The following is a 24,879-nucleotide window of genomic DNA, read 5'->3' on the forward strand; positions in this document are numbered from 1 at the left end:
CCCGACCCCCTAAAAGCCCGAGCAGTGCACCGTTCTGGGGCAATGTCAATGTCAACTTATTCATGTTACGGTGCACTAGAAGGAAAGTCCAATCCCGATTCTCAAGAATCTACCCTCGGAGAACACTCTGGGATCATTCACCGGCACGAACTCGTCAATTCCGTCGCCGTCGTTGTCACCCGAATTGTACGCTCCCCCGGCTCTTCTTGTCATCGTGTAGTATATGAGATAGTCCGCCGTATCCATGTATCCGGGCGGCCAGTTGTCCGGTGACAGAGAAACAATGTTCTTTGCATCCAGGAGATTCAGCCCCTGAGCGAAAACCGTAAGGTTTTGCCCCCAGAGCTTATAGTACCTTTCCCCCTGCATGTCAAGGCTGGTCGTGCTGGGCCGCCTCAAACTGTTTGTCGTGCTCGGCGGAATCTCTCTCTGCCCGACATATCTTGGGGTAAACGGAAGTCCGCTGTTGTACTGCCACACAAAGCTTACGCCCCACTTGTTAGGTTCGCTGATATACACGCTGGACGAGAGTGTATGTCTCTGATCCCAGTCAAGCGGCTGCTCTCCGGTAGGAAGATAGAGATAATTTGTCTGCCGCTCCTGCTCCGGATCTGAATTTATTCCGGTTGCTATGCCGTAAGTATAGGAAATCTCCCCCTGAAAATTATGGCTGAACCTCTTTACGAGGCTGACCTCGACCCCTCTTGCGGAACCATAATCTTTGTTCACATACATTGGAACGGGCGCAGGGCTTCCCTCAACATTTACCTCCTGCGTCGAAATCAGTCCGAAAATGTCCTTGTAGTAAACCGCAAGCTGAAGCGCAAGGACAGATGTGAAGAGATGCTGGACCGCAGCCTGGTACGAGATAGTCGTCTCTGGTTCAAGATTTGGGTTGCCCAATACCCGGGCATAGTTCGCCCTGTCCTCAAAAACATATCTTCTGTCCGGGATTTGATAGTACCGGCCGTAGTGGAAGCTCATGACATCCCTGTCCGATATGGGATAAGCTATGCCGAGTCTTGGGCTGAGCTGAGTCTTTGCCCTATTCGTCACGTAAATGGACTCAATCTGGTTACCCACATCGAAAACGTCATACCTCAATCCTGAGTTCAGAACCATCCCCTCGTGCTCCCATCTGTCCTGGATGTATGCCGAACCTTCCGGGTTGAAGTAATGGTAGTCACTTCTGTAGCCACCGTTCAATCCCTGTGCATTTATCTGGACCGGGTAGTCTATCCCGAGAAGACGCATATCATTGTATGTCCCCTCGGCGCCCGAGGAGATAATGTGTCCCCTGAACTTGGTACTCACGTCGGATTTCACCGTCCACACCTTGGTATTCCTTGTGTAGTACCTCGGATAGTCCCCGTGGGTGACATAGTATCTCGATGTCGTGAAATTGATGGAATCCCACCAGTACTGGGGATACTGGACTTGGTACTGCCATGGTGCCTTCCCCTGGACAGACTGGATATAGTCATACGTATGCCTGCTCACCCGCACACTGTAGTAAGTGTCTTTGCTTATCGTGTGGTTCCAGACGAGTTTCATCTGATTGAACAAATCCTTCACGTTTGGGGTGTGCTCGGCAGGGTTGTAGTAAACATAGCTTGAGTCCTTCTTGTACCACGACCACTCGCCGAATCTCTCAACGATTTCACCTCTTGATGTCGTGTCCCATCTTGTCTGGACCCAGCCGTCTCTGTTCCATCTGTGCCTGTAGCTGTCATAGCCAGTGTCATTTCTTATGAACTCGGCAGACAACTTGTAGTTTGCACCCATCTTGTAGCTGAGCTTTCCCTGAAGCAAGAGCTCGTTACTCTGTCTCTGGCCAATCTTTATGAAATCCAGGATCGTCGATGTGGGCCGCCGCTCCGCCGTCTTGAGATAAGTGTCCTGGAAATTTCCTTCGGCAGATACGAAGTAAGTCAGCTTTGGAACAAAGGTCGGGCCGCCCACACCAATGCTGATCTTGTCATAATTGTCGTACGTCTTGTCCCTTGCTCCGTAGTCGTCGGTGAGAAAGCGAACCTCTCCCGTGAACTTGTCTCCACCTTCCTTCGTCACCAGGTTAACGACGCCTGAAAGTGCGTTTCCGTATTGAGCATCGAGGCCGCCGGAGAGCACCTCGGCATTGGAGAGAGCAAGATTCGAGAGACTGACACCGCCTCCCACGAGCGGGTCTCGCACCGGTATGCCGTCCACGGTGTAAAGAACCTCACCGCCCCTTCCACCACGGAAATGAAGCTCCCCTGCAGTAGCAACAACACCGGCTTTAAGTCGAAGAGCTTCCTGATACGATTCAACAGGAAGATTCTTTATGTCTTCAGAACTGACTGCATGCCTTGTCGAAGAACTTTCCTTCTGGATGAGAGGTCTCACGCCTTCCACGACTATCTCTTCAGTCGTTATGGTAATCGTCTCACCAAGTTGAAAGTTCACGACGGCTGTCTTGTTTGCATCAACAGCCACCGCCGTCTTCGTAGAAGAAGTGTATCCAATCATGCTCGCCTGGACATTGTAAACACCAACGGGCACAAACTGGATGGCGAAGTTGCCGTCTTCGTCGGAGAAAGCACCAAGCGTCGTTCCGGCCACTTGCACTCTGCCGAATGCAAGAGGAGCACCTGTCTTGGCATCAATTACTTTCCCCGCGATTCTGCCGAATGAAGGTTTCTTCGCTCCCTGTGCAAGAATCTGAGAAGGAATAAGAAGGAGAAACACGAGAAACAGGACCATGACCGCGCCTAAAATAGTGGTAACTTTTGTCATATCGGTTTCAACTCCTTTGCCGACACAAGCTCCAAGAGTGCCCACAAGTAAAATGAACCCCCTTGAACGGGGGTTCCCTTGAATAACATATAGCTTTCCGCGACAACTGTCAAGAGGTATTTACCAGAGATTCTTTCCACTTCTCCCATCTCTCACGCACCGGTCCGGGATTCCGGTCTCGCTCACTCCTCCCCAACGCCGGTATCTCAGCACGCATCTTCGGACAGTGTCCGCCTAAAACAAGAATCGGCAATACAGGGAATAGTAACTGAGTTTTCTCACCTCACCGATCAGGTCCAGGGACTCTCCCTTCCACCACTTCGAGCCCCATGCAAAGTCCACGCTCCAATCCCTTCCGCGAGGGTTCACCCCCGCGCCGGCAGTCAGCTCAGTTACCGTAAGATCATAGGTCGCTACGTCTCTGTTAGGACTGAAACCTTCTCTGCATACCCCCCCGCGGAGCAGAAGTTTGTTGGATACCCTTACCTCCAGGCCAAACCTCAGAGCCAGATCATCCTGGTTGACAATCCATGACCCTGCCGTGAGAATTGTTTCGGCATCTGCCCTGGAGTATTCGAGCTCGCCGCCAATAATGCCGGCCCTTCCGGGAAACTCAAAAACCAGGCCCCCTCCGGTTGAGAATCCGGTGGCCGCCTCATGTCTATTCTGAATCGTCCCGAGAGTAAGGTCTCTGTCAAGCACGATTCCTAGCCATCCGCTCTCCGGCGTCTTCCAGTATTTTCTTTCGTAGGCATTGAAAAAGGTCCCGACGTTCATGCTGACAGGAGCGACCCTCACCATCCAGCGGGTCCTGAGCTCCCTTGACTTGTATTCGTCGGAGTAGGTGTCGTATTTCATAGAAAGATTCGTAGCGAGAGGGTTCCGGGGGAAACCGTCAGACCAGTTTATCCTGCCAGTCTCATCGCCTGTTCTCGAGTTGTACGTGAGCTCAATCGCTCCCTGGGCTGTTTCTCCCGCTTCGACTGCCCCCTGCATCGAGGCTGTGACTGAAGGCGCAGTGTACTCGTAGCTGTCGTCATGGAAGTTGTCCTTGGAAATGCTAATCACCTTTGCCCGGTCGAAATCAAGGGTAGCGCCCAGCGCAACACCCCCCAATCCCGTTACTGCCACGGCTCCCCCACCACCGTACAGAGCCGAGGTCTGATTCACCACGTAGAATTCCTGAGACGTCTTTGCCTCTCCCTCCCTGCCGACGGTCGCCTTCAAGGCTACCGTAACGTAGGGATTCAATGCCCTGGCAAGTGAAGCCTCAACTGTCGGAGCAATGATGTCAAACGAGGACTTGGTGCCGTCCGGGAGACTTATCTCCTTTCCCAATCTATGGACAACGAGACTTGCCCCCACAGATTTTGCAGAGTAATCGACCTTGTAGAAAACGCCCCTGGTCCGGGACAAAGACAGTTTGTCCTTATCCCAGCCGGGCCTCAGGCCTTTTCGGAACGAACTAGTGAAGTCGTCGTCCGTATAGGTGGATTCTTTGTCAAACGGAAGCCAGGCAGTATTTTTTCCGAAATCATATAGATTCAGCTCGTTGTTTTCATCCCTGACCGCCACCCAAAGACCGGCCATTCCGAGCTGCCTGACGTTGCTCGAAAAGCTCTCGGCTCTAAGGCCCGTGCCCCTCAGCCAGAAGTCAACAGTTTGAGAGAACGAGGGACTAGCAAGGGACAGGAGGACTACAGATCCAAGGCTAGCTTTGTGCCACCAAATTCGTTTCTTCACTTATCCGGTTTTGCCTCCGGCCATCCCTATTGGTGATTCTTCGCCTCCCTAGGCCTGAAGTGCAGCGTAAGAGGCTGAGACCCACTGTGTATCCTTCCGGAATTATCCATGATTGCGATTGAGAAGACATAGTCCTTTGTGTTGTCAATGTCAAAGACAACATCCTCCTGAGGATGAAGGGTATCGAGTTTTCGCACGATTTCGAGTGTCCATCTTCCTCTGCCGAGAGATGGAGATACCCACACCCCTTTCGCCATTATGTCAACGTTGCTGTTGTTGTATGCGGGATTCTGAGGGTCGCTGTCACCGGTGAACTTCTTCCTCATCAAGAAACTCGGAAAAGGATCCCCCTTCTTCCACAAGTTATCCTCGTTTGCCGGGTTCTTGATGTCGCACTTCCTGAGCGGCTTTGACGAATCCTTGAACACGTATCTCGATTTTGCGAAACCTCCGTTAGTGCCTCCCGAAATCCTGTATGGAACATACCCAAGCGCGGGATCAGAGGTGGGCGTGAGCGTGCGATCGAAGTTAGGCGTGTAGAGGGAATCGCCGGAGTCCAGATGAACACCTGTCGCATCAACAAAGCCGTCTTCACAGAATCCTGTCTGCGTCCTGTTGTCCCCGCTGAAGATATCCACATATTCGGCATTGGACCTTGACGCTTCCCACTGCCAAAGGTCGAGGCTACCCGAAATGGTTTTCAAGCCGGCTTGAGCTCCGTGGCAGAAAGATGCACACCCGGTTCCCCAAAACGTTCCATATTCCCCTACCGCGGATCCCATGTCAAAAAGTAGGGCGAATCTGTCCTCGTCATCGTCAGAACGAGCCCAGAAAACCGGGTTGGTCAGTGAATCTGCTCTCGTTGTGCAGTTATCTGCCGCCGTCCAATCGGGGCCCTCATACACCACAGGCCGCCAGTATTTGTTCTCGCGATTGTCGGCCCACTGGAAGAAGAAATAGACGTAGTTGAACGTGTAGGCAGCCTTAGCCGTAAGATAGAATGCTGATCCGCCATTCCCGCTCAGCCCGTCCATTCTGATGTATGTATGGGGAATAGCAATCCATTCGATGTCCGTGTAGGTTCCATTCACTGCCGGACGCCTCGAGATTACTCTCACCCCGGTGCCCGTTGCCGTCCTGCGGAGCGTATCGGAGACATCATAGACCTCGAGGACGCCGCCAGCCGTGGGAGCGGGATTGAGGCCTTTCTTGTCCTCGCAGCCCACAAGCAGAAGGGAAAGAACAACCGTTAGTGCAATTGCGCAATAAGCTTCTTTTTTGTTCATCAGGTAAGGTTTGGTAAAGAGTAAGAGCGGACGAAAAACTATACGCTCGAACATCCTCTGTCAAGGAAATTCATAAACAAAAAAGCCCTGTCGAACAAGGGCATCTCAATTCTACCACGCAAGACAGTCTTGTCAAGTCCATAGTGAGCCAGCCAGAAATGAACACAAAAATTAGTACTAAAGTCCAAGCCGAGCGGCGACGAAAGCAAGTTAAGAGCAACCATCATGCTCTCCATCCATATTCCTCAAGACAATTGATTGGCGTGAAAACGTCAGAAGCGTGTCGTTAGAGTGGTCACTAAAGAGGAGGTTTTGATCATGAAGAAGTCTCTGGTTGTTTTTGCTGCGCTTTCGTTTCTTGTCTCGACGCTCTGCCTGTCTGATGCCTATGCTCAGACCGGGAGCTTAGAAGGAATAGTCCACATCCCCGGTGGTGGACCGCTCCCCGGCGCCGAGGTCGTGGCGAAGAACTTGCCCGGAATGACCGTGGCAGGGACAGCCGTCGCAGACTCGACGGGTCATTACTTCATGGACCTTCCCTACGGGATGTATCGCGCCGAGGCATCCAAGCCGGGCTTCAATATGGCGTTCATCGACAGCATAAGGATTGACGCGGGTGTCCCCCACGCTTTCAGAGATTTCTTTCTTGCACCACAGGGCGGCGCAGGGGTGCCTCCTCAGATAATACATTTTCCTCCAGTGTCTGCTATCGCAAACCAACCACTCATGATCTTTGCAATCGTGACGGATTCGGACCTCGACTTGAGTGCCGTAGAGCTTGGGCTGAAGCACGATCCTGGACAGCAGCCAATTATGTTCCCGATGGTTCGTGCCCAGGGGGATACATTCAGGGTCAACATACCGAGTGGTGAAGTCAATGGAACAATACTCTACTATTTTATTAGAGCCACTGACGCTGCACAGCACACGATGATCGTGCCGCTTCCAGGTGATCCACAGTGGGGCGCACTTGGCCTGTATTCGGTTTCTGTTGGGCAGGGCGGCGGCACGTCCGGACCGCCATTCATAGTTCACACTCCGTCTCCGTCGGCTCCCGCAGGTCTTCAGCTTGAGATCCGCGCGACTGTCACCGATCCGGACGGCAATCTAATGAGAGTTGACCTCGGTTATCTTCCGGACCAGTTAGCTGCCCCATTCTGGGTTCAGATGGTGAGGACTACTGGCGATGAGTTCGCCGGTCAGATCCCGGCATCATATGTCAGAGCTCCTGCCGTCGCTTACTGCATCGAGGCAGAGGATGTAACCCGCCTCAGGGTTCACGTCCCCAGCCCGACAGATTCACTCTATGGAACCAAAGGATTCTTCTTTGTTCCGGTGAGAAGCGGGAGCGGTAATGTGCCCGTCATAACTCATACGCCTCCCACGAGCTTGAGAGCAGGTGAGAACTTCAGTGTTGAGGCAATGGTGACCGACCCTGACGGCGACCTCAGAGAAGTCGGACTCCTTTATGGTCCCGCTGCGGCTATGTGGGTACCAATCTGGATTCCAATGGCAAACTCGGGTGGCAGCTTGTATTCTACGACGATACCCGGCACATCCATTAATACGCCTGGAATTCTGTACCATGTTGAGGCAAAGGATGTCTCGGGAAACCTTACTCAGCTTCCGGATCCATTCATGGGACCATCGGAATTCTTCGTCCAGGTCATGAGTGGAGTGGGGAATCCTCCCATAATAACTCACACCAGGATCGTCGGGCCTGTCCCTGCAAATCAAGGTCTGACCGTCCGGGCATCTGTCACCGACCCGGACATTGGTGATTACATCAGAGAGGTCGGCATAGATGTCGCAAGACCGGGGTTTCCGCCATTGCACTATACGATGGTGCCGGACGCGGCGTTGGGTGGTGTGCCCAACTATGTCGGGACTATCCCTGCAAGCGACGTCCAGGTCCCAGGATTCAACTACAGAATAATAGCCCAGGACGGCACGGGCAACATGAACTCATATCCTGCATTCACCGAACCCGCCTTCTGGGTTGACGTAACGAGCGGAGCCGGCGGCGGGCATGCACCAGCGGTAAGGCACAGCCCGGTCAGCCAGTCCCGGCAGGCATATAACCCCATTCAGCTCGGCACTGTGGTGACCGATGAGGACGGAGACCTTGTTGAAGTTCAGATTGAGATGGAGCAGGCGGGTTATGCGCCGAAGGTCTTCCTGATGTGGCGAACCGCCGGTGCGGATTCGTTCGCAGGGCAGATTCCCGGGCCAGAGGTAAAAACTCCGGGATTCAACTATAGAATCTCTGCCCGCGATGTGATGGGGAACAAGACTTCGCTGCCTTCGTTCCAGTATCCAGCATACTGGGTGAATGTGACGACCGGCGCTGCTACCGGGAATCCGCCGACGATCATGCACACAGCAGTAACTGGGCCTGTTTCCTCTAATCTGCCTTTGCGGATCAGGGCATATATCACAGATAGTGACCCGGGCGACATAGTGAATATGGCTGAAGTGAAATTCGAGATGCCGCCGGCAGCGCCCAGACACTTTATGATGTGGCGCCAGCCGGGTTTCCCGGATTCCTTCATTGTTGATATCCCTGGACCTGAGATTCAGCCTCCAGGTTTCTCGTACAGAATAAATGCCCAGGACATGAACGGAAACACCGGGAACATGCCGACTATTCAAAGCGCGCCGTACTGGGTCAACGTTGGCGGAGCGGGAGGAGTCGGAAGTCCTCCCACGATCACCCACCAAGTGATCTCCGGCATGAAGCCCCAGGGAATGCCAATAAAGATAAAGGCAGTTATCACCGATCCTGACGCAGGTGATTACATCATGGGGGCAGGAATCCAGCTCGAAAAGCCGGGGTTTCCGGAGAGATACCTGCAGATGTGGCGCTCGGCAGGCGGAGCGGACACGTTCGAAGTCGAGATTCCGGGCCCGGACATTAGTCCTCCCGGCTTTGAATACAGGATAACGGCAAGGGATTCATACAACAACAACTCGGCCAATCCATCCTTCCAATACGATCCTTACTGGGTGGACGTTGGCGGATCACAAGGCCAGGGCCGTCCGCCGGTCATCGCCCATACTCCGCCGAATGGATCCCAGCCGGCAGGTGTTCCGGTTCAGATCTCGGCAATCGCAGCAGACCCGGATTCGGGCGACCGAGTGATACAAGTCGGTATCAAGCTTCAGCAGCCGGGCATGGCGGACAAATTCTTCCCTCTCATGGTGTCACCTGCAAGAGCAGATTCGTTCTACGGTCAAATCCCAGGCCCTGAAGTGTACTCGCCAGGGTTCTCGTACAGGATTGATGCGGTCGATTCCTACGGTAACCACGCCTCCATGCCTCTGTATCAGTATCCAGCTTACTGGGTGGATGTAGGCGGCGCCGGAGGTGGAGTTGGAAGTCCTCCCACGATAGTTCACACTTCGCCGAGCGGAACGCAGCCGCAGGGTGCTACGATAATGCTAACTGCAACCATCACTGATCCGGATATTGGCGACAAAGTTCAGGAAGTACGAATTAACCTTGAAAGGCCTGACCTGGCGCCAATCTCATTCCCGATGTTCTCGACTGCTGCCAAACCTGACTCCTTCACCGGTCAGATACCTGGAACTGAAGTCAGGACACCAGGATTTTCCTACAGAATCAGCGCAAGAGATATGAACGGAAACTACTCGACTGTACCTTCGTTCCAGTATCCTTCATATTGGGTCAACGTTGGGGTCGGCAGCGGCACTGGAAATCCGCCTACTATAGTTCATCAGCCTCCCTCTGGAACACAGACTGCGCTTACTGACCTTGTGCTCAGAGCAAGAATCACTGACCCTGACGCGGGCGACTTCGTCAGAGAAGCTTTCCTGGAGATGTATCAGCCAAGCGGCGCCACGAACTACTTCCCGATGACCCCGGACACGGGTTCAACATACTTTGCCCGTATCCCTGGGCCTTCTCTATTCCCGCCGGGTTTCGGGTACAGGATCTTTGCAAAGGATTCTGGAAGCAATCAAGCTTCTAGTCCGAGACCGCAGGATAAGCCGTACTGGGTTGACGTAGTTGCAGGAAAGCCCACAGGACAGCCTCCGGCAATAACCTACACTCCGCCGGCTGGAATGATGCCGCAGGGTATTCCTATCAGTGTCAGCGTGATTGCAAGAGACCCAGACTCTGGCGACAGAGTAGTTGAGGTATCAGTTCAGATTGACCGGCCGGGAATGCCGCCGAGCTTCTACACGCTCAATCCTTCCCCCGCCAGAGCAGATTCATTCATTGGCGCAATCCCAGGGGGAGAGGTTCAGCCCCCCGGTTTAAGCTATCGTGTGAATGCAAAGGATAGCTTTGGGAATATAGCGACTGTTCCTGGATTTCAGTACCCGTCGTACTGGGTAATGGTCGGAACCGGCGGTGGAGCAGGAGCAGGAAACCCGCCGGCCATAGTACATGTTCCGCCGAGCGGTCCGCAATCGACTGGAAAGGACGTTGTGCTTACGGCCCGGATCACTGACCCTGACGCCGGTGACACGGTGATGGGTGCCGGTATTGAACTGCAGAAACCGGGTTTTCCGCCAATGTTCTTCCCGCTCGCTGTGTCTCCGTCAAAGTCAGACTCATTTACGGGAATTGTGCCCGGACCCGAGGTCACATTCCCGGGATTTAACTATAGAATAAGTGCCAAGGACAGCAAGGGAAATATGGGTGTCCTGCCGTCCTATCAGTACCCACCGTACTGGATTGATGTGCCTTATGGAGCAGGAGCAGGAAACCCGCCGACGATTTTGCATACTCCTCTGGCCGGTGCGCGGCCGTCCGGAATTGATGTCAGGCTCACGGCAAAAGTGACTGACACTGACCCCGGCGATTTCATTAGAGAAGTGTTCCTTGAAGCGTATCCTTCCGTCGGTCCACCAATGCGCTTCCCTGCAATTCCTGATACTGGTTCCTTATACATTGTGACTATTTTCGCCCCATCCGTGAATCCGCCTGGATTCGGATACAGATTCATGGCCAGGGATTCTCAGGGGAATACTTCTTCCAACCCGAAAGCTCAGGATAAGCCTTATTGGCTGAACGTCACGGCGGGTACGGGAATGGGGACGTCTCCGAGAATCGTTCATTCCGTGATTCCAAGCCCGCAGGAGGCGGGGAAGAATATTGATGTGAGAGCCCAGGTAACCGATCCCGATTCGGGGGATGTGATTCAGGAAGTCATTCTCGAGTTCACCTCCGGCAGCATGCCGCCGGCATATTACCCGATGACCTCTACATCTTATAGGGATTCACTTGGCGTACTGCGCACTTACTACTACGCCCGTATCCCCGGGCCTAACGTAGTGTGGCCTGGTTTTGGCTACAGAATCGGGGCCAAGGATTCGCAGGGCAACAAGGCCATGCTCCCGGAGCCGCAGTATGCTCCGTACTGGGTGGAGGTAAAGTCCCAGGCTGCTGCTCTGAACCCGCCAACGATCGTCCATTCAAAGATCGCGAGCCCCCAGCAGGAATTCAGTAACATCAAAGTGACGGCAACTGTGACTGACCTTGATCGAAACGGCAACAGAGTCAACGTGCCTCAGGTCTTTATTGATATGAAGACGCCCTTTGGCTCGGGCAAGCTGTTCATGCGCAGCGTGGGCGATCCTCTCATGGGGAACTTCGAGGTGGAGATTCCGGGAGCCATGGTCAACCCGCCCGGCTTCGGATACAGGGTCATCGCACAGGATAATGACGGAAACCAGTCTGCGAATCCTGGATGGCAGTACGACCCGTACTGGATAGAGGTCGGAAGATACGGTTCGACCGGCAATCCGCCGAGAATTTCTCACATGAAGGTTACGAGCCCCAGGCCTAAAGGCATGGACATCCAGATGGAAGCTACCGTGTCTGATCCGGACAGCGGCGATTATGTTGACAAGGTAATGGTTGACGTTCAGCCGCCAAATTGTCCGCCCATGCAGTTCCCACTGGCTGTGACAAGGGCAGTGAGTGATTCATCGGGCGGCGGCACTCTGTACAGCGGAGTGATCCCCGGATACGCGGTCAACTTCCCGGGCTTCAACTACAAAATCAGGGCATTTGACTCAAGAGGTGCGATGGGAGAGGACCCGCTCTCGATGTATCCGCCTTATTGGGTCGAAGTACATTCGGCAAGCGGCGGCACAAGCAGGCCGCCCCAAATCACGCATCAGCCTGTTGCAGGTGCTCAGCCTGGAAAGGACGTCCTCATCCGTGCACAGGTGACCGATCCAGATTCGGTGAAGCCTGGCTCTGACATAAGCCGGGTGGAGCTGGTCGTTTATTCGAGACTCAATCCGAGAGAGGATCACTTCCCGATGACGCCGTGGTTTGATCAGACAACCGCGAAGTCCTATTACCAGGGAGTCGTCCCTCCGAACCTGGTTGTCAGTCCGGGATTCGGCTACAGGATCGTTGCAGTGGACGGAGCCGATGCACGGGCGGAGCTGCCACAGCCCCAATACCCGCCGTTCTCAGTCGAAGTCATGGGTGCAGGCACTCCACCGGCCATCGTTCACTCTGTGGTTCCTCAGGCTTCAAGCGGTTCACCTGTAACTATAAAAGCCACGATTACTGACGACACGGGCGTGAGAGAAGCAGTTGTCCAATTCAGCCCGCCGACCGGTGCTCCTTCGGATTTCCTCATGCAGAGAGTGGTCGGCAACGACTATCAGACTACACTCCCGGGCTTCATGATTCTTCCGCCGGGATTCGGCTACAGAATCAGGGCCACCGACGTAACCGGCGGGGTCGCTTTAAGTCCTGACCCGAGCCGGCAACCATACTATGTTGCAGTCGCCGGGCTGGGTGGAGGAAGGCCGCCGGAGATCACTCTTGAACCAATAAGATCAGACACCATCGTGACCGGAAGGCCTGTCCAGATAAGAGCAACAGTCTTTGATCCTGATGGACCAACCACGGGACCCACTGGAATATTTGCAGAAATCATGACTCAGAGGCTTCAGGCAATGGCTCAGCCCCTCAACTTCCCGATGATGGAAGACCCGGGTCAGAGAGGCAAGTTCACAGGTATGATTCCAGGTGACATGGTTGCTCCTCCCGGGTTCGTTTACGGAGTGAAGGCCAGGGATTCACAGGGAATGGTTTCCATGAATCCTGCGCCTCCGAATCCTCCATTTACGATAAACATCCAGGGGAATCCGGCAGGTCAACCGCCCAGGATAACCCACGCGCCGATTCCTGAAGTCCAGACAGGCGCAGACCTGGTCGTTTCAGCGTCCGTGACCGATCCGGATAGTCCGCTGGGGAGAGTATTCTTCCAGTACATGAAACTCGGCGCACAGAACCCCGTGCCGGTCGAGATCAACATGACCCTGGTATCCGGAAGCAACTACACAGCGCGAGTTCCAAGCAGCGCGATTGAACCGCCTTCGATTCTCTACAACATTGTCGCCATGGATGCGACCGGGAACAGGACCGAGATCCCGGGTTATCCGATGAACTGGTTCATGGTGAACGTGAAAGGCCAGGGTGCGGGCCGTGCTCCTCAGATTTTCCATACTCCTCTGGCATCCGCAGCTGCCGGGATAGACGTGAAGATAAGGGCGAAGGTGACTGATGATAAGGATAGTCTTGTTGTCTTCCTCGGATACATGAGCCCGGCGTCGGGACCTGATCCGAAGAGGAAGCTGATGGTAAGACGGCTTGACCCTGTGACAGGCGAGAGAATGTACGAAGGAACGCTCGAAGGCACGCTGGTTGTGCCGCCGGGATTCGCTTACGGGATCGAGGCCGTGGACATAGACGGAAATCATACGATGATGCCCGTCTATCCGAATCCGCTGTTCTTTGTTCAAGTCAGGACAGGCGCAGCTGCAAACGTGCCGCCGAATATCGTCCACACTCCTGTTATGAGCTCGAATTCAAGGACACCGATTCCGATTTCTGCAGCCATAACCGACGATGACTCGGTACGCTCGGCAAGTGTCGTTTACATGCCGGTCAGGCCGGGGGCACTGCCATTTACGGTCAATCTCTCAAAATCAGGGGACACATACACAGGCATGATACCCGGGACTCATGTTCTGCCGCCGGGTCTCAAGTACTCCATCATGGCCGAGGATTCCAAGGGCGGAAGGTCTGTGAATCCTGCTTATCCGAGAGACGCTTACTTTGTCGAGGTGAGAACGACGCTCGCACTTGATGAGCCGGCAGATTTCACCGTAACCAAGGAAGACTCGATAACCGTGAAGGGGCAGGACACCGGCGGATGGGCGAAGATAAACAATGTTCTGGTGACTCATTGGACCGGGACAAACTTCCGCGAAAAAGTCGCCCTTCTCCAGGGTCTCAACCTCATCGGGGTGATGGGCTCTGACAGCACTATCGTTGAGCGCAGAGTCACAAGGGACACAGCACCTCCTCAGACTGCGCCAGTGCTTGTCCAGCCTGCACGCGGTACCGAGCTCAACACCGGCACGGTGACGTTTGGCTGGGGAGCTGTGAGTGATGGCGCCAGTTACATCCTGCACTACTCCAAGTATCTGGGCTTCCCTGATACTGCGACTCAGGTGGTCAGAACCGCAGATCTCTTCTACTCTGCCCCTTCCCTCAGGGACGGCAGATGGTTCTGGAGAGTCAAAGCGGTTGACGCCGCAGGAAACGTCGGGACTGTGTTCTCACAGGTCTGGGAATTTGTGGTTAACACCACCATCCTTGCGCCTCCTCAGATTGACAAGGAAGACCTGCTCGCAGATGCGAACAAGGATGAGATTACGGTGAATGGTACAGCCAAACCCGGCTCCATAGTCACGCTCTACATTCACGGAGCGTCGCTTGAGAACTCCGGGAACATGGTAATTGACATTACGATTAACGCGACGAGGGCCACTGACAGGGACGGTATATTCTCCATCCCGGGCGTGAGGCTGTTCCAGGGCGACAACATAATAACTGCCATTGCAAGAGACGGCACCGGAGTAAGCGCCCTTTCGGAACCGATAACCGTCATACACGACACTAATGCGCCGCTGGCGCCGGTTGTCAGCGAAATAAAGGGCAACACGATCTATGGTGTTGCCGAGCCTGGCGTAACTATTAGGGCATACACAGGAAGTGCAGGAGCGCACATTGACAGTCTTACTCTTGACGGTTCAACGACTGCTGATGCAACGAATGGCAAGTTCAGCTATCAACTTTCGCTCGTCGACGGCACTTACCACATCGGGCTTGTGGCAGTCGATCAATCGGGCAACTACACCACAGGGAAGTCTTCAACTGACCTGGGAGACGTGACGATCGACACGACGAAGCCGCTTGCTCCTGCAATCACATACCCTGCAGACCGCGATACTTTGACGTTCAACATAATCACAGTCATTGGATCGGAGCTTTCATCTGATGCAAGGACTGTGGCGGTCTATGTTGGCGATGACGTGGTAGGAAAGGGAGTGGTCGCATCGGGCGCCTTCAACGCAAGGGTTGCGCTTGTTCCTGGTGAGAACGCCCTTTATGCAGTCTGCGTTGACAGGGCGGGAAACATCAGTGATTACTCAGACACAGTTGTGGTCTTCGTGAGAACGGGCTCGATCACGGTTTCGGACTTGAGCCCTGCCGACGATCCTGCAACTCTCTTCGCGAATGAAAGCTACGTGGACACAAACACGCCCAGAATAACCGGGACTGTCGGCGGTGCAACTGACGTCGGTATCTCCATCGATTCGGGACCGGTTGTGGCGGTGACACACAGCATCTCCTACACGACTTCCGCACTAGCGGAGGGAGCGCACACATTCACTGTGTGGGCCAGGAATGCCACGGACAGTATTTCCGTCCCCGTTCCGTTTGCCGTTGACACGAACTTCCCAACAATTGACACACTCGCAGTCGCAGGTGGAGACACACTGATCAATCATGGTGTGCCTCAGCTCTACGCAGAGATCAGCGATGCCGGAGTCGGAATTGTAAAGAGTGGTATCGCGATTGTTGCAAACGGCGAAGCGGTCAGAGACAGAGATAATCTCGTTTACAACAGCGACACAGGGAAGATCTGGTACGTTCCTTCGAGCCCGATGGCTGACGGAATATACAATGTGTCTCTCTGGGTAACAGACGGCGCCGGCAATAGGGTACACGAGTCACATCCTGCCTTCAGGGTGGACACAACGCCCCCTTACCTGCTTATCGCTGTGTCGCCTCCGTTCCCTGTGAAGATCTTTGGAATCACGAAACATTTCATGCTGACCGTGGTCTTCGCGAACGAACGGCTGAGGGCGGCACCTGAAGTGACATACATTGGCACTCTGGGAGATTCCGGCTCGATAAGCGTGTCCGGTCCGAACAGGGACGCCGCGACCGGCCTCTACTACTATACAAACGTAGCGGAGAAGCCGGACGGCAATATCTCGAGATCACTGACTGCAAGGGGCACTGACATCGCCGGGAATCTTGGAATTGCAACCGAAGCATTCATTCTTGCATCCATGAACGGCGCTCAGGGCGGCACGATAACAAACAATGAAGGAATAGGGGTCACAATCCCCGGCGGAGCAACCGACACGACTGTAACGGTCTCGATAACCACCCAGCAGTCAGACACTACTTCGGCTGGCGGCGGCGCGTTCTCGACCTTGACTGAGGTGGCGACGGGTGCTTCGCACATCATGGCACAGCAACTTGGAACGTGGGGCATCTCAAGCGTGAAGACGTACGACATACCGTCGAGGGTAGGAAAGATCTACAGCTTCGGACCGGACGGAATGGTGTTTGATGTGCCGGTCTCGCTGACACTCAGCTATGCAGCCCAGAGCGGAAAGACTGAAACCTCAAAACTCGGGCTCTACACCTACCTCGGCACCGGGCTTGGGTGGGAATTCGTACCGTCAATTCTTAACGCGGATACGAAATCCGTAACAGGCGAGACTACTCACTTCTCAAGGTACGCGCTTGCGACCGATGCAGAAGAGCCGGAGATCGTGGTTCAGAGCCCACTTGACAGCTCTCTGGTGACATCTAACTTGAACATCTATGCGTCCCTCTCCGATAACCTGAGCGGAATCGACGTGAGCTCGGTCAGATTGACCATCAATGGAAGCCCAGTCGATCTGCAAAATGCAACGATCACTGACACCTCATTCAGCTACCAGACAGTGATCACTGATCTGTCGAGGGACTACACGGTAGTCCTCAGCACTGACGACAAGCAGGGTAACACGGGTACAATGAGCCTGCTCCTCAGGGCGGCAACGAGCATCCTGGTAACGAAGTTTGAGGCTAACGCCAAGAGTCCGGAAGAGGTGGAGGTTACCTGGGAAGCGGCCGGCAATCCGGAGGGCGGATTCAGGCTTTACAAAGCGGACGGAGCAAGTCCGAAAGCCGGAGCTTTCCAAGCTCTCAACAAGGATGCGCTTATCACCGGCGCGGGAGCCCACTTGTTCTCGGATAAGGCAGTTCAATCGGGCAGCACGTACAGCTACAGACTGGGTCATGTGGACGCTTCCGGTGTTGAGCTCTACTACGGAGAGGTCCAGGTCACACTGCCTTCCGCGCTGCCTAGGGTTTACGACCTCAAACAGAACTTCCCGAACCCTATGACGGGCGTAACCGAAATCAAGTACCAGTTGCCAAAGGCGAGCAAGGTGACCTTGAGAGTGTTCAATGCCAAGGGTCAGCTGGTCGCAACTCTGGTCGAGGGCAAGCTTCCTCCTGGATACTACGTGAAGACCTGGAACGGAAAGACTCTTCAGGGCAAAGACGCTGCGTCCGGCGTCTATTTCTACAGGTTGGATGCCCAGAACTACTCGAGAACGAGGAAGCTCGTCCTCATCAAGTAAGATGCAGAAGGACACCCCTCACCTCTACCCTCTCCCTCTGGGGAGACGGTAGGGGTGGCATCTTCATCCTCTCCCCATAGGGGAGAGGGCAGGGTGAGGGGTTAAGGTTCCTCAAGTTTTTTCTTGTGTTTCACCTTCCTTGAGTACTGGGTCGCAGTCCTGTGAATCCTCGCCACAGTTCCTTTAGGGTGCCTCCTCTTGGGTTTTGGACGCGGGATCAAGAGACTTCTCTTGGGGGTCAAGGCATGGCCTCCAGAACAGCATCAACCACCATCTGGGTCACCATCTCCATCTCAGGCGCATCGGGAGGCGTCTGAAATGCCGAAGTCTTGGTAAAGAACGAACTCTTAAGACTGTTCTCGTCCGCTGCCTTCCACGCCACTTCGCCATTTCCCACTCCGTAGAGGATAAGCCTTATACCCACGTCTGAATGCGAGTAGCCTTCGGACCAGGTCGGGTCAACTTTGACGCTTCTCCAGAGAAAGATCTCGGGACAGAGAAATGCATCTACCCCCATTGACGCGCCCACCTTCATCACTTTTTCTTTATCAATCACCAAGTCTTTCTTCCACTGGGCAACTAGGTTTTTGTACTCCTCTGAAACGCCGCCTCTTCTTGCAAGAGATGCGCCCTCTTCAGGCACCACGAACAAGTATTTGGCCCTGCTCTTCAGGCCACTAACAAGAAGGCGCGAGACAATTGCAACCGCGTCCTTTTCGACCTCGGGATTGCTGCGCTCCTCGGTCATTCTCTCTCTTGCCTCAACGCTGGTGAGCATAAACGGAAGCACGTGTATTCTTTTGATCGGGTAGGAGGCAAAATCAGGAGCTATGAATTGATACGTCGGATGCAGTGCTTTCCCCTGGCATGAGAGAAGAGCCAGAAAAGAAACAAGACCGCACAACGGAATCCAAACAGATGCAGCATTCCACTTCTTCATCGCATCCTCCCTTCGCAATGATTGCCGAGGGCCGGAGTCGAACCGGCACGGAACTTTCGCTCCAGCGGATTTTAAGTCCGCTGCGTCTTCCTTTCCGCCACCTCGGCGCGGTGAACTTAAGCCCCAGCGACTAGTTTCCGAAATGCCTCCTCCAGATTTCAAACGTGAGAAGAGACCAGAGTTTCTTGTGATTGTTTTTTTCACCAGAAATATGCTCACGAAGAAGACGGTCCACGTACTCCTTTCTGAAAGACTCAAACCTCCCGTTCCCGAGTGTCAGCTCCTCCAGGAAACTCTTGAGCGTGGTTCTGAGGAGGTGCGGCTCAGGGAGAAAGAATCCATGCTTCGGCCGTTGCAAGATTTCATCAGGCAGAAGGGATTTCGCCACTTTCTTGAGTATGACTTTGGGCTGCCCGTGCCTGAGCTTAAATCTGGAGGGAATCGAAAGAGCGTACTCAACGACTTTGTGATCAAGAAACGGAGCACGCGCTTCAAGCGAACTTGCCATAGTCATCTTGTCAACCTTCATAAGAAGCCTGAAAGGCAGTTCATTCTCAATATCAAGAAGAATGGCTTGAGCGAGCGGATCCAGGGAATCATAAGAGACCTCATCCCGTTTCCCCGGGGATTCCCGATTTCTCAGCACAATCTCCGCGGCCAAGTCAGGTTCGAGTAGCTTACATTTGTCCTCCCCGGAAAACACAGGTTTTTCCCCATTATAACCGTCCCGAAGAGAACCTTCAATGAATGCCCTCAAGCCTCTCACGTCAGGCACACGGTAGGAAGCTTTGAGCAATGCCTTTCTGACCGAGAGCGGAATCTTCCTGAAGTTATGGACAGATTTGACCTTCCTGTACCGGCCGTAGCCGGCAAAGAGTTCATCGGCTCCCTCTCCTGTCAAGACGACTTTCACATGTTTTCTGGCAAATTCGGATACAAGAAAGGTCGGGACTGCTGCGCCGTCGCTATTGGGTTCATCAAAGTGCCAGACCGCCTTTGAAAGGAGTTCATCAAAGTTCTTGCTTGGCACTATAAGTTCATGGTGCTCGGTCCGCAGAAAGGACGAGACTTTTCTCGCAAAGGAAAGTTCGTTGTATTGAGGATCCTCAAACCCGACCGAGAACGTCACGACAGGGTCCGTACTCTCCCGGCACATCAGAGAGACGACCATGCTTGAATCCAGTCCGCCGCTCAGGAAGGCGCCAAGCGGAACATCTGAAACAAGTCTCAGGCGTACGCTCTCAGAGAGAAGCCCGCCGAGCTCATCCACCATCGAGCCTTCGCTGGCCGCTCCGCTACCGGCGTGCGACCCACCGCTGATCGCCTGAACATCATCTCCGCACCCCGCGCTGCAGCATCCGGCCGCAGGAGACCAGTACTTTTCAATCGCAATCCCATTTCTCGAGACCGTTCCCATTGTTCCCGGCATCATCTTCTTCACATGCAAGAAAATCGTACTCGGGCCAGGCACATATCCCCAACTCAAGTAGTTATCAAGAGCAGTGAGGTCCATTTCCTTTTCCACTCTCCCATGCCTGAGTATTGCCTTTATCTCAGAAGCAAAGACAAGCTCATTGCCTGCATTTGAATAGTAGAGAGGCTTCTTGCCAATTCTGTCACGTACCAGCAGGAGCTCCTGCTTCTTCGCATCCCAGAGGGCTATGGCAAACATACCCCTCAAATCGTGGACAAATCTCTTTCCTTTTTCTTCGTACAGGTGAACGATTGTCTCTGTGTCCGAGTGAGTCTTGAAAGTGTGCCCTTTCTTCTCAAGAGAATCCTTCAGCTCGCGGAAATTGTAGATCTCACCGTTTAGCGCGACAGCAATAGTCCCGTCTTCGTTTCGAATCGGCTGGGTGCCCGTCTCAAGATCAATTATGCTGAGCCTTGTGTGACCGAGGGCGACTCTCCCATCGAGGAACGTGCCGCTCTCGTCCGGACCTCTGTGCCTGAGCGCATGCATCGCAGATGCAAGGAACTCAGTCTCATCAACCGGACGGTCTGAGTAATTAAATGTCCCTACAATTCCGCACATGATTATTCCCTCTCGCAGCCAGTTTTCCAATCTACACCAAACCAGTCCTAACGTCCCCAGAAATCTCTGAGACGGACAGCTAGGCTTGTGGTGCTCGTCAGCTCCCTCCCCTTGGAGATGTCCTTTCCCTCCTGCCGAAAATGTCGATCCTTCTTGAACTCGCTCACTCGAATTTGCGAACTCGGGCTTTGCCCTCAGACAGCGCAAATTCGCCCCTTCCGGGTCGTTGACTCGTCCAAGAATGGAGTCCAGAGATTTTCGGAAAGTCGGTTCAAGGACATCTCCAAACCTGCCTGCTGCAGGGCCGCGTCACCTACGCCGGCTCGAACCCAATCCCAGTGTGTCCTTGACGTGCAAGTCTGGAACCTCGTAGAATGGGAGAGTTTCGTACCTCGAGAGGAGCTGAACATGGAAGAGAAAAAGCCGGAGAAGAATTTCAGCAAAGCCTGCCCTTGCTGCGGTTGCGAAGGACGGGTTCTCTCGCAAGAGGAGATAGAGAAGCTCAAGCGAGAGGCGAAATTGGGTGATTTCAGGTACTGCAATACGTGCGAGGAGTACTTCAAGGCCTAGGAAAACCCGGGCCTGCTGGTTCCTTCAGTTCGACTGCTGCACGGTCACTCCACGTCTGAACTCACGCACTAGACTGCCTTAATAACCTGCCTTATTGCACTCCGCTTGATCTTGGCGGCATTTCCCATGTCTATATGGACTCATCGGATTCGTGACCTGTGAGTTCGAAAATAATTGGAGGCGGCATCCGGATTTGAACCGGAGAATAACGGTTTTGCAGACCGTCGCCTTAGCCACTTGGCTATGCCGCCCCAGGGGCCGGCCTTCACTTTTGACCGGTCAGTCCTACCAACTCTGCGGGTTTGCACGTCAAATACTCAGGCAAGCACTGGATAATGTCAAGCTTGCAGGTCCGGCTGGATAGCGGTCAGGCGTCCAGGTCGACCGTGAAACTGTATCCGTGCCTCTTGAATCCGAGCGACTCGTAAAACTTGTGAGCTCTTTCCCTGCTTACGTTGCTCGATAGAACCAGCTTGTAGCAGCCGGCCTCCCTGCACTTCAGCATCGCATACTCCATCATCTGCTTGCCCAACCCTCTTCCCTGCCAATCACGGTGCACTACCACATCTTCAACAATACCAGAGGGTGTTCCCTTGTGCGCCAAGTTATCCATGATCAGCAACGCGAAAGTTCCGACAATGGTTCCATCGTTAACAGCGACGTAAATGTGGTAGTCGGGATATGACTGGATCCGCGCAAACAGCTCTTGCGCCCTTTTCAACGAAAGATGCTCGTCACCCTTCAGATCCAATTGAGCACAGAGAGTGAGGATCGAAGACAGGTCGGCTGATGTGGCTTCCCTGATCGCGATTGGTTTCGAGCTCATTGCATTCCGGAAATCCGGCACATGGCTCTGAGGCAAGGAGCCCGGCCCGTCACGCGGGATCCGGCGGCGGGCATCGGTTCCTCGGCACGGATTCGACTGCGCCAGTCAAACCCCCTCACCAACCTCACCCTTGGGGAGAGGATCAAGGTGAGGGGAACCTTCCCGGGTTCGCTCCCGGTCCTGCAATTAGTCCAATCCCAGGACGTCGCAGAAACCCGGAATATCCAGAAACCCGTGGCCGCTGATATTGAAGGCGATTACCTTCTTCTCACCGGACTCACGACATTTGATTGCCTCGTCAATTGCGCAGCAAATTGAATATGACGATTCAGGCGCAGGCAGCCAGCCCTCAGTTTCCATGAATAACCTTGCATTCTCAAAGACATGCCTCTCGTCGCCAGGATAGGCAATTGTGTCGATGTAACCCTTGTTTCGCAAGAGACTGATAATGGGCGAGCACCCGTGATACCGCAGCCCGTCACCCTTGATAGGTTTCATGTCACTCTTGTGCCCCAGGGTGTACATCTTCAGCATCGGAGTCTTTTCTGCATAATCGGCAAAATCGTACTCGTATTTACCCTGGAGGTTCGGCGCGAACTGACTTTGGGCCGCAATGAACTTGATCTTCTTCCCTTTCTTCAGCACGTCGCCGACAAATGGAAGGGCGAATCCGCCAAAATTCGATCCGCCGCCGAGACACGAAATCACCATGTCCGGATAGTCATCAAAGATTTTGAACTGTTTCTGAGTTTCCAGGCCGATTACCGTCTGATGCAGGAGAACGTGGTTCAGAACCGAGCCTAGGCAATAGACTGCCTTCGGATCTTTTTCAGCAGCTTCCAGCCCCTCAGAAATGGCAATCCCGAGCGAGCCGACATGCTCAGGATTCTTGTCGTAGAGAGTCTTGCCGAACTCCGTCATCGGACTCGGTGAAGCATGAACCTCGGCGCCGAGAAGCTTCATGAAACGGAGCCGGTCTTCTTTCCAGTTATACACACTCCGCACCCAGAAAACGAGGCATTTCAGACCCGTAACCGCAGTTGCATACGCAAGCGCGGTCCCCCATTGTCCGGCGCCGGTCTCTGTCGTCACTCTTTCGAATCCCTGCTTCTTTGCATACCAGCATTGCGCAAGCGCAGTATTGACCTTGTGACTGCCCGTCGGGCTGAAGAATTCGCTCTTATAGTACATTCTGCCCGGCGTGCCCAGCTTCTTCTCAAGATTTGTCGCCCGGAATAACGGTCTCGGTCTGCCTGCCTTGGCAAACAAATCCATGATTCCGTCAGGAATATCGATCCAGTTTTCCTTTGAGAATTCCTGGTTGAGACATTCGCCAACCAGAAGGTTGGGCAGGTTTTGAATTCGTGAAGGACCTTTTTCCGGGTCCATGGGAGGAGGCAGAGGTTCAGGCAGATCGGGCAGGATGTTGTACCACTGAGTTGGCATTTCCTCTGGCTTCAGATTGACCATGGTTCTCATTTCCTTCCTCCCCTCCTTGTTAGTTGTGCGGACTCAGTCTGCGATGGAAACCCTGAAACTAGCGCTCTGCGTAGCAATAGTCGAGCGCTGTCATGCTCGGACTGTTCAAGCCCTAACGGAGCTCCCCATTGCCTCAGGCAGCGCCCCACACCCTACGGGAACTTCTTCGAAAAAACAAGCCCGAATTGCGCGGGACGGCCGTGTCGCCCACGCCGCCCTGAGCCGTTCAGCCAACCTTCTCTTCCAACTCTTTCAGCTTCGAAATTCCCCATGCTATCTGTTCAGCCTTGCTTGCAGGAAAGGTCAAACGAATCAACAGGCCTTCCTTGCGCTTCTCTTCAACCAGATTCGGAGCGAGTGCGCCCCAGGCCGGCGTGATACTCACACCCGCTTCCTTCGAAGCATCGATGAACGCTTTTTCTTTCTCACGTGTGACCTTTTTCAGACTTAACGTCGCGAAAAACCCGCCCGTGAGCTTGGCGGGAAACAGTCCCGGGAAATTGGAACTAAGCGATACGTTCAATGCGTCCATTCTCGGTTTGTAAAGTCCGCGCAGATAGTCCAGATAGTCTTTATATTTCCCGGATTCTATGAAATCGGCAATGAATGCCTGGGTGGGCAGGTTTGGATTTAGCCGCGTGTTGGTTACGACTTTCTCCAGGTACTCAATCCTGTCTTTGGGAAGCACGATGTAGCCGCACTTCGTACCAGGAGATATTGTCTTCGTAAACGAACTTATCAGGACAGGCCCCCATTCCGAGACTTCAATTGGTTCATTCTCCCCGCCATCATATCGCAATGACTCGTAGCAGATATCCCAGGCGCAGAGTATGTTGTGCTTTCTGCAGATTTCCTCCACTGCCTTTCGTCTCTCTGATGAATAGGTTATGCCTGTGGGATTGTGATGGAACGGTATGCCGTAGAAAGCCGCTGCGGAGATCTTGTTCGCCACCTTCTCCAATTCATCTATGTCCAACCCTTCAGAGGTCATCCTGACGCCGACTAGTTTGTGCCCGTATCGTTCTGCATCAAAAACGACACGATCGTAGGTTGATTCTTCGACAACGATGAAGCTCTCTCTGGGAAGAGATTTGAAAAGGAGAGAAATAACCTCCATGCCGCCGTTTCCGACGATGATTCGGCCAGGGTCGGTATTGCGAGCTTGACCCAGAAGTTTCCTCAGCCGTTTGAATCCGGAAAAGTGACCGTATTGGAGCACATCCACACCATGACGCTTTATCACCTTTTCATAACCTTCCGATACCATCGGAATAAGATGTGACAGTGCCTCTTCAGCCGGGACTCCCCGAAGAAAATTTGCCGACATTGTCTGCCTATTCATTTCGGAATCCTTTCGCATGAGTTTCCGCCCTTTTATATACAGAAACACCAGCCCTAGAGCAAGGCCTTATTCAAAAGAGATGCGTCCGAAAGCGCTTGACTTGCCGTA

The 24,879-nt window shown here is 53.7% G+C and carries 10 protein-coding genes and 2 tRNA genes; 2 read left to right on the top strand and 10 right to left on the bottom strand.

Annotated features, from left to right (window positions below; translation table 11 throughout):
• Nucleotides 1-75: 75 nt before the first annotated feature.
• From QME66_08610 to QME66_08620, 3 genes are all read right to left on the bottom strand, one after another.
• On the bottom strand, nt 76-2,775 hold the full coding sequence (locus QME66_08610) for a TonB-dependent receptor (GenBank protein MDI6809026.1): 2,700 nt from the start codon (nt 2,773-2,775) through the stop codon (nt 76-78).
• A 234-nt stretch (nt 2,776-3,009) separates the two neighbouring features.
• Nucleotides 3,010-4,518: a hypothetical protein gene (locus tag QME66_08615; protein MDI6809027.1), complete on the bottom strand. Its 1,509-nt coding sequence runs from the start codon at nt 4,516-4,518 to the stop codon at nt 3,010-3,012.
• A gap of 26 nt (nt 4,519-4,544) precedes the next feature.
• On the bottom strand, nt 4,545-5,804 hold the full coding sequence (locus tag QME66_08620) for an ethylbenzene dehydrogenase-related protein (GenBank protein MDI6809028.1): 1,260 nt from the start codon (nt 5,802-5,804) through the stop codon (nt 4,545-4,547).
• Between the two features lie 318 nt (nt 5,805-6,122).
• Between QME66_08620 and QME66_08625 the strand changes: the two genes are divergently transcribed.
• Nucleotides 6,123-17,579 (top strand): FlgD immunoglobulin-like domain containing protein, encoded by an 11,457-nt coding sequence (locus tag QME66_08625; protein MDI6809029.1) that lies wholly within the window; start codon nt 6,123-6,125, stop codon nt 17,577-17,579.
• 238 nt (nt 17,580-17,817) lie between these two features.
• Here QME66_08625 and QME66_08630 read toward each other — a convergent pair whose 3' ends face one another.
• The 3 genes from QME66_08630 to asnB form a co-directional block, all read right to left on the bottom strand.
• Nucleotides 17,818-18,519 (bottom strand): hypothetical protein, encoded by a 702-nt coding sequence (locus tag QME66_08630; GenBank protein ID MDI6809030.1) that lies wholly within the window; start codon nt 18,517-18,519, stop codon nt 17,818-17,820.
• 22 nt (nt 18,520-18,541) lie between these two features.
• Nucleotides 18,542-18,626: transfer RNA gene (locus QME66_08635), tRNA-Leu, on the bottom strand.
• A gap of 23 nt (nt 18,627-18,649) precedes the next feature.
• Nucleotides 18,650-20,554 carry an asparagine synthase (glutamine-hydrolyzing) gene (asnB, locus tag QME66_08640; GenBank protein MDI6809031.1) on the bottom strand — a complete coding sequence of 635 codons (1,905 nt, stop codon included), beginning with the start codon at nt 20,552-20,554 and terminating at the stop codon, nt 18,650-18,652.
• Nucleotides 20,555-20,962: 408 nt separating this feature from the next.
• Here asnB and QME66_08645 point away from each other — a divergent pair, with 408 nt between their 5' ends.
• Nucleotides 20,963-21,124 carry a hypothetical protein gene (locus tag QME66_08645; protein MDI6809032.1) on the top strand — a complete coding sequence of 54 codons (162 nt, stop codon included), beginning with the start codon at nt 20,963-20,965 and terminating at the stop codon, nt 21,122-21,124.
• 175 nt (nt 21,125-21,299) lie between these two features.
• Here QME66_08645 and QME66_08650 read toward each other — a convergent pair.
• From QME66_08650 to QME66_08665, 4 genes are all read right to left on the bottom strand, one after another.
• Nucleotides 21,300-21,375 (bottom strand) — tRNA-Cys (locus QME66_08650).
• 116 nt (nt 21,376-21,491) lie between these two features.
• Nucleotides 21,492-21,950: a GNAT family N-acetyltransferase gene (locus QME66_08655; protein ID MDI6809033.1), complete on the bottom strand. Its 459-nt coding sequence runs from the start codon at nt 21,948-21,950 to the stop codon at nt 21,492-21,494.
• Between the two features lie 186 nt (nt 21,951-22,136).
• On the bottom strand, nt 22,137-23,429 hold the full coding sequence (locus QME66_08660) for a TrpB-like pyridoxal phosphate-dependent enzyme (GenBank protein ID MDI6809034.1): 1,293 nt from the start codon (nt 23,427-23,429) through the stop codon (nt 22,137-22,139).
• Between the two features lie 226 nt (nt 23,430-23,655).
• The gene (locus tag QME66_08665; protein MDI6809035.1) at nt 23,656-24,771 is read right to left on the bottom strand and encodes a PLP-dependent aminotransferase family protein; all 1,116 of its coding nucleotides are present in this window, start codon (nt 24,769-24,771) and stop codon (nt 23,656-23,658) included.
• Nucleotides 24,772-24,879: the final 108 nt, after the last annotated feature.

The organism is Candidatus Eisenbacteria bacterium (assembly GCA_030017955.1).
In the GTDB taxonomy this organism is placed as follows: Bacteria; Eisenbacteria; RBG-16-71-46; order JASEGR01; family JASEGR01; genus JASEGR01.